The organism is Chromohalobacter beijerinckii (assembly GCF_023061185.1).
GTDB lineage: Bacteria > Pseudomonadota > Gammaproteobacteria > Pseudomonadales > Halomonadaceae > Chromohalobacter > Chromohalobacter beijerinckii.
Genome location: NZ_JAKGAK010000016.1, coordinates 63313 through 70215, shown reverse-complemented (window position 1 = coordinate 70215; position 6903 = coordinate 63313). Strand labels below are relative to the sequence as shown.

The 6903-nt window shown below is 64.4% G+C and carries 4 protein-coding genes and 1 CRISPR repeat array (1 of these 5 only partly in view); of the genes, 3 read left to right on the top strand and 1 reads right to left on the bottom strand.

What is annotated here, in order from left to right:
• Positions 1 to 76 precede the first annotated feature (76 nt).
• Complete coding sequence (locus L1075_RS12300; protein WP_246942088.1) at positions 77 to 616, bottom strand: helix-turn-helix domain-containing protein; 540 nt, start codon at positions 614 to 616, stop codon at positions 77 to 79.
• 224 nt (positions 617 to 840) lie between these two features.
• Here L1075_RS12300 and L1075_RS12295 point away from each other — a divergent pair, with 224 nt between their 5' ends.
• The 3 genes from L1075_RS12295 (at position 841) to L1075_RS12285 (ending at position 2804) form a co-directional block, all read left to right on the top strand.
• Positions 841 to 1470: an OmpW/AlkL family protein gene (locus L1075_RS12295; protein WP_246942086.1), complete on the top strand. Its 630-nt coding sequence runs from the start codon at positions 841 to 843 to the stop codon at positions 1468 to 1470.
• 73 nt (positions 1471 to 1543) lie between these two features.
• Positions 1544 to 1855 (top strand): hypothetical protein, encoded by a 312-nt coding sequence (locus L1075_RS12290; protein WP_246942085.1) that lies wholly within the window; start codon positions 1544 to 1546, stop codon positions 1853 to 1855.
• Between the two features lie 4 nt (positions 1856 to 1859).
• The gene (locus L1075_RS12285; RefSeq protein ID WP_246942083.1) at positions 1860 to 2804 is read left to right on the top strand and encodes a glycerophosphodiester phosphodiesterase; all 945 of its coding nucleotides are present in this window, start codon (positions 1860 to 1862) and stop codon (positions 2802 to 2804) included.
• Positions 2805 to 3033: 229 nt separating this feature from the next.
• Positions 3034 to 6903: a CRISPR direct-repeat array (repeat unit 29 nt; unit sequence CGGTTTATCCCCGCGCCTGCGGGGAACGG) (it continues 2685 nt past the right edge of the window).

Genomic DNA, 6903 nt, shown 5'->3' with positions numbered 1-6903 from the left:
GCCTTGAGCTGGTAGTAGAACGTGCTGCGCGGCAGCGATGCCGCACGCAGCAGCAGCGCTAGGGGGTGCTCATGCCTTAACCCTTGGACGGCTTGGGCTTTTTGCCCCGTGTCGTCGCCCGTTTCTCTCGGGCCAAGGCATCGAGCTTTTTTAGATAGGCATTCTCTGCCCGCAGATAGGCCAGCTCCTCGAGCAGTTCCTCATGAGAGCGCTCACCATCGGTGGGAGGCTCGGGCGGTGGAGATGGGGGCTTCTGGGGCATCGGGCGGCGTCCCGTACGTTTCGGTTCCAAGGCGGTTAGGCCACCACTATGGTACTGGCGCTCCCACCTGCCAATAGCGCCAGCGGCACGGATATCAAACAAGATCTCGGTCTGTCGGATCGACAAGCCGTCACGCCACCTCTTTTCCAGCACCTCACGCTTGAACGCTGGGCTGTAGTGACGGCGTGTTTGGCGCAATCCTGAAGGCCCATGCTGCTGGTACTGCTCCACCCATCGCCTGATCATGGAATAGTCCAGGCCAAAGTGGTGGGCGGTCTCTTTTAGGCCGACCTTCCCATACAGGTATTGCTGTACCACTTGCCACTTAAACTGGTCGCTGTACTGGTTCCTCATAGAAACACCCCGAAGGTTGGATTGGGTGTCCAACTTTCGGGGTGCAGTTCATTTTGGTGGGCTTCGTCGTTTCCGGCCGGTCACTTCTGGGCTGCGACATATAACCACATTTTTTATGTGGGTATTAGGTTTAGACTTGATGCATACGAAGCGCTCGCCGCTTCTCGCTTCACCTCAAACCAACTCGTCTCAAACCAACTCGTCACAAACCAAGGAGTCGTCCCATGCGCCGTGCCCTGCTCGTTTCCTCACTCGCCCTCACCGCCGCGCTCGTGCCCGCCACCTCGGCGCTCGCCTACGGCCAGGGCGATTTCTACACCCGTTTCGGCGTCGCTAAGGTCGCCCCGCAAAGCGACAACGGCGACTTCGGCGCGCCGCTGAACATGAAAATCGACGCCGACGACGACAGCGGTTTCGCCTTCACTCTCGGCTACCGCTTTCACGATAAGCTCGGCGTGGAGCTGCTCGCCGCGCAACGCTTCGAACACCAGGTCGCCCTCAATGACAATAACCTCGCGTCCATCAAGCACCTACCGCCGACACTGACGCTGCAGTACTACCCGCTCGGCGGCACCGACGCCCGCGTGCAGCCCTACCTCGGCGCCGGGATCAACTACACCCACTTCTCCGACGAGAAACTCGACGGCGGCGAGCTCGAACTTGACGATAGCTGGGGTGGCGCCGCACAACTCGGGGTCGACCTGCTGATCGACGATCACTGGGCGCTCAACGCCGCCGCCTGGTATCTCGACATCGACAGCGACGCCACCGCCACGCTCGGCGGCACCGACTATCACACCAACGTGGACATTGATCCCATCGTCGTCATGGGCGGGCTCAGCTACCGGTTCTGAGCCGCCCGGCTAGGCGATACCCCGCACGGCGGGCTACCCTGTAAAAACACACGGATGCGACAGGAGCCCGCCAATGCATAAGCACATCGACTGGGACGCCCCCGGCAACGCCAGCGTGACCCGCCACTACGCCAGCGACAAGCAGCACGAAGTTCAACCCCACCCCGGCATGATGCTCTCCGCTCGCTACCAAGGCATGGTGGTTCGCGTCGAGGTCGAAGCCTACCGTGAAGACGACGCCCTCAGCATCGGCAAGGTCGCCGCGCTCATCGACACCCAAGGCAAACGCCACCAGACCCACGACGATTTAAGCGTCGGCGACTACGTCCGCCTCCCCGACGACAAACGCGCCCTGGAACCCGCGATCGAGGATGAAGAGGACTGAAGCCATGTCGACGCTTCGACCCGCACTTTCGTCCACGCTGGCCCTGCTCGGCAGCACCACGCTCTTGGTCTCCATGACCGCCCAAGCCGATGCGCTCGAACAGCAACGCCAGGATCTTCAGCACTTCCAGGTCATCGCCCACCGCGGTGCCAGCGGCTATGCCCCCGAACATACTTGGTACGCCTACGACAAAGCACTCGCCATGGGCGCCGACTACCTCGAGCTGGATATCCATATGAGTGCCGATGGGCGCCTGGTGGCCATTCACGACACCACCCTGGAACGCACCACCGATGGCCAAGGGTTAGTGAAAGAACACAGCCTCGACGAACTCAAGGCACTCGACGCCGGCAGCTGGTTCAACGCCGCCCACCCGGAATACGCCGACGACGCCTACGCCGGCGCCAAGCTACTCACCCTGGATGACGTCATCGACCGCTACGGCCAGGACGTGCGCTACTACATCGAGACCAAATCACCCAAGGACTATCCCGAGCTGCAAGACGCCCTGGTCAGCAGGCTCGAGGCTGAAGGCCTGGTGCAATCCGGTTCCGTGGTCATTCAATCCTTCAGCCAAGCCAGCCTGCAGGAAGTCCACAAGCTCAATCCCGACATCCCGCTGATCCAACTGCTGTGGTACTCCCCCGGCGAAGACGGCGACACCCTCGAGGAATGGACCGGCGTCACCCCCAGCCCGGCCAACATCACCGACGCCGACTTCCAGGCGATCGCCGATTACGCCGACGGCGTCGGCCCCAACTACCTGTACGAAGGGGAACCGGTCATCGACGCCCGCTTCATCGAACAGGCCCACGCCAACGACCTGCTGGTGCACGTCTACACCATCAACGACAAAGACCGGATGCGCCGACTGCTCGACTGGGGCGCCGATGGCCTCTTCACCAACTTCCCCGATCGATTGAAGGAAGTGCGGGCAGAAGCAGAGTGATGATTCAGGCAGCCGTCTCGTTCATCAGGCTCTCGTACGGCATCTTGAGCCCATCGTGAAGCCAAAAAAATCAGGCGCAGGCTGAGCTTGCGCTTGCGGTTCAACACTTCGGAAACGCGACCGCTCGGGCCGATATAAGACTCAAGATCGCGGGGTAGCGCTAACCCTTAGGCGGCGTGTTACTGGCTGGCGAGCTGTTTCTGAGCTGCCTGAGCGGCAGCTGACACGGCACTATATCCCCGCGTGTGCGGGGAACGGTGCATCGCCGACGACCAGTTGCACGAATTCGACGGTTTATCCCCGCGTCTGCGGGGAACGGCCATCGACCAGGGCATCGTTCTGGACCCCGAACGGTTGATCCCCGGGTGTGCGGGGAACGGCGACGGGCAAGCAGGCGCTGCTCGGCGAGAATCGGTTGATCCCCGCGCCTGCGGGGAACGGAGCCAGAAGGAGGCGATGCCGGTACGCATCGCCGGTTTATCCCCGCGTCTGCGGGGAGCGGCCCCACAGGGCACCATCGCGGACTCGATCTGCGGTTTATCCCCGCGTCTGCGGGGAACAGTCGTCAGACCCAGCAACTTCCGCCATGGCCTGCGGTTCATCCCCGCGCCTGCGGGGAACGGATGTACAAGCTCAAGGGCGATTGGACCTACAACGGTTTATCCCCGCGCCTGCGGGGAACGGTCCCAGATAGGCGCACCATTGGTGCCCTCGAACGGTTTATCCCCGCGCCTGCGGGGAACGGCGGCACTACCGTGCTGGTCGATCTGTTTCAGGCGGTTCATCCCCGCGCCTGCGGGGAACGGTTGATGCCCAAGTAGCTGCCGGCGCGAAACGTCGGTTCATCCCCGCGCCTGCGGGGAACGGCACGGGTTAGTCGCCCCGACTCGTGCCCAGGTCGGTTCATCCCCGCGCCTGCGGGGAACGGCCGTTCTTGACGAGGTGGAAGTAGGGCGTTCGCGGTTCATCCCCGCGCCTGCGGGGAACGGGCACCAAGCCGCGCACTATGCCGGTCTGGTCACGGTTCATCCCCGCGCCTGCGGGGAACGGGTCACGGGCTATACGCGGGACATTGTCACCGGCGGTTCATCCCCGCGCCTGCGGGGAACGGGCGGGAAGGGCCAAAGGGGTCCATCCCCATCACGGTTCATCCCCGCGCCTGCGGGGAACGGGGGCTGCGCGGGGTTATATGGGGGGGCGTTTCGGTTCATCCCCGCGCCTGCGGGGAACGGCGCCGCGCCGTCTACGCCACCGCGCACGCCAGCGGTTCATCCCCGCGCCTGCGGGGAACGGTCTTCCAGTTCCTGCCCGCAGAACGGACAGGGCGGTTCATCCCCGCGCCTGCGGGGAACGGGCTCCTGGATCGCGCGGCGCAATTCGTCCTCGCGGTTCATCCCCGCGCCTGCGGGGAACGGATCTCTTTGAAATCCCGCCCCTCTTTAGGCTCCGGTTCATCCCCGCGCCTGCGGGGAACGGCGAGCTCCGAGGTTGGTGGCGAGATCGCCCAGCGGTTCATCCCCGCGCCTGCGGGGAACGGCTCGATGGTTTCGAGCAACGCACGGTTGCGCACGGTTCATCCCCGCGCCTGCGGGGAACGGGGTGGATCGCGAACAACCGGCCATCGAACCGACGGTTCATCCCCGCGCCTGCGGGGAACGGATTGGAGCAACGACATGGCCGAAACCGATCAACGGTTTATCCCCGCGCCTGCGGGGAACGGATCCCAACACTCAGCTCACACAAAGCAGGAAACGGTTTATCCCCGCGCCTGCGGGGAACGGAACGACTACATCGAGCTGCTCGCCTACGCCGCCGGTTTATCCCCGCGCCTGCGGGGAACGGCCCAGCAGAAAATCACGCATGATCTACCCTCACGGTTTATCCCCGCGCCTGCGGGGAACGGCGGGAGGTCGTACTCGGCCAGCGCCTCGCGAACGGTTTATCCCCGCGCCTGCGGGGAACGGGCTCGGCCAGCCACCACTGCTCGCCGATAGTCCGGTTTATCCCCGCGCCTGCGGGGAACGGAGCAAGTCGGACAAGCAAGGCCACGCCGTGGCCGGTTTATCCCCGCGCCTGCGGGGAACGGCTGACGACCTTGGCGCGGTATTCGGCCATTTGCGGTTTATCCCCGCGCCTGCGGGGAACGGTTCCGAAGCCCCGTCCTGGCCATATGCCACGGCGGTTTATCCCCGCGCCTGCGGGGAACGGGCGACTCAGGGGGTGCGGCATGAAATTAACCCCGGTTTATCCCCGCGCCTGCGGGGAACGGCCGGTGCCGCTGAGATCCTGCGCAGCTTTGAGCGGTTTATCCCCGCGCCTGCGGGGAACGGTTTGTCGGCGAGATCCATCATCATCACGCCGGCGGTTTATCCCCGCGCCTGCGGGGAACGGGTGGCGCCGTTGGTACCGGGCACGGCGATGCCCGGTTTATCCCCGCGCCTGCGGGGAACGGTTGGCCAGGCGTGCATGCGCCCTGGTCTTTCGCGGTTTATCCCCGCGCCTGCGGGGAACGGTGCTACAAGTCGAACCGTAAGCTGGCGGAGTTCGGTTTATCCCCGCGCCTGCGGGGAACGGTGCAAGGTCGCAAATCAGAATAGAGCTACCGCCGGTTTATCCCCGCGCCTGCGGGGAACGGAAGCGCCCTGAGACGATGGCCGCCTCAAGTTCCGGTTTATCCCCGCGCCTGCGGGGAACGGACCTCCAGGCCGGCAGTCGGGGCTTTGTCGAACGGTTTATCCCCGCGCCTGCGGGGAACGGCTCGCGGCGCTCGGCCAACCAGTCGGGCTCGCCGGTTTATCCCCGCGCCTGCGGGGAACGGTCCCATTTGGCGAAATATTTCGTTCGGTACATCGGTTTATCCCCGCGCCTGCGGGGAACGGGTGGTGGCTGTCGCCTACATGGGTTCGCAAGGCGGTTTATCCCCGCGCCTGCGGGGAACGGTGCCCTCGAGTAGTCGAATCGCTGTTAAACTGCGGTTTATCCCCGCGCCTGCGGGGAACGGGTGGGTCTCTTCGCTCGGCGACCATTGACAGGCCGGTTTATCCCCGCGCCTGCGGGGAACGGTCCATGACGATCGGCAGCGTGCCGCTCAATCGCGGTTTATCCCCGCGCCTGCGGGGAACGGCATTTTTTTGCGAGAGCGCGCTTAGTCGGTGCCGGTTTATCCCCGCGCCTGCGGGGAACGGAGGGTGTCCTTCAGCGTGCCCTGGGTACCGGCCGGTTTATCCCCGCGCCTGCGGGGAACGGCTGATGGCCGAAGGCCGGCTCTCGCTTTCAGGCGGTTTATCCCCGCGCCTGCGGGGAACGGCCGTGGTTGGTGGATGCGGTAAGGTCAGTTGCCGGTTTATCCCCGCGCCTGCGGGGAACGGCCCGACCTCGACGGCACCGGCAACAATACGTGCGGTTTATCCCCGCGCCTGCGGGGAACGGGGGGTACTCGACCTCGTCGACGCGGATGATCTCGGTTTATCCCCGCGCCTGCGGGGAACGGCTCGAATCGACCGCTGAGGGGCGCGAAGGGTACGGTTTATCCCCGCGCCTGCGGGGAACGGTAGGAATGCCTATATGCTAGCTACAGGAACTCCGGTTTATCCCCGCGCCTGCGGGGAACGGATCTTAGCGCGCACGATCGCGCCATTCTGAATCGGTTTATCCCCGCGCCTGCGGGGAACGGTAGCCGTTACCCCAGCCCAGGACGTGCATTTGCGGTTTATCCCCGCGCCTGCGGGGAACGGCCGCTCAATCTCGGCAAGCCTATCTTCGTGCTCGGTTTATCCCCGCGCCTGCGGGGAACGGGATGAGAATACGGATGACGGCAATTGGAGATTCGGTTTATCCCCGCGCCTGCGGGGAACGGTAGATCTCAGGCCCTTCCTGCGCGAGCGATATCGGTTTATCCCCGCGCCTGCGGGGAACGGAACTCCAAGCGCTCCGCCAAGAAGTTGCCCAGCGGTTTATCCCCGCGCCTGCGGGGAACGGTCCGCCACAGCCTCACGCGTATATATCAGCGCCGGTTTATCCCCGCGCCTGCGGGGAACGGCGGCCCTCGTTGATACCGGCGATAGGGCTTGCCGGTTTATCCCCGCGCCTGCGGGGAACG